This window comes from Xanthomonas bonasiae, from assembly GCF_017163705.1.
Lineage (GTDB): Bacteria > Pseudomonadota > Gammaproteobacteria > Xanthomonadales > Xanthomonadaceae > Xanthomonas_A > Xanthomonas_A bonasiae.
The window spans coordinates 1-647 of sequence record NZ_JAFIWB010000066.1 but is presented as its reverse complement, the minus strand read 5'-3'; the positions used below and the strand labels follow the sequence as shown (position 1 = coordinate 647).

Genomic DNA, 647 nt, shown 5'->3' with positions numbered 1-647 from the left:
GTGTCGGCCCCGATCATCCGCCTGGCACAGCTGTGGCAGGACTTCCAGCAGGTCGGCATCTCGGTCGAGCGGCTGGGCGACATCCTCAACACCCGTACCGAACTGCCTGGCAGCAAGATGGCGCTGCCGCCTATCAAGGGCCGGATCAGCTTCGAGCGCGTGCACTTCCGCTACCGCCCGGAGGGGCCGGAGGTCCTGGCCGGCGTCGAGCTGGACATCCAGCCCGGTGAAGTAATCGGGATCGTCGGGCGCTCCGGCTCGGGCAAGAGCACGCTGACCAAGCTGGTGCAGCGGCTCTACACCCCTGAGCGCGGCCGCGTGCTGATCGACGGCCATGACCTGGCCCTGGCCGATCCGGCCTGGCTGCGTCGCCAGCTCGGCGTCGTGCTGCAGGAGAACTTCCTGTTCAATCGCAGCATTCGAGAGAACATCGCGCTGGCCGACCCCGGGATGCCATTGGAGCGCGTCATCCACGCCGCGAAGCTGGCGGGCGCACATGACTTCATCACCGAATTGCCCGAAGGCTACGACACCTCGGTAGGCGAGCACGGCACTGGACTGTCCGGCGGCCAGCGCCAGCGCATCGCCATCGCCCGGGCGCTGATCACCGATCCGCGCATCCTGATCCTCGACGAGGCCACCAGCGC

1 protein-coding gene is annotated in these 647 nt (G+C 67.9%); it reads left to right on the top strand.

What is annotated here, in order from left to right; translation table 11 throughout:
• Positions 1 to 647: ATP-binding cassette domain-containing protein (locus tag JR064_RS22920; protein WP_206231247.1), on the top strand; the 647-nt coding region annotated here is incomplete at both ends.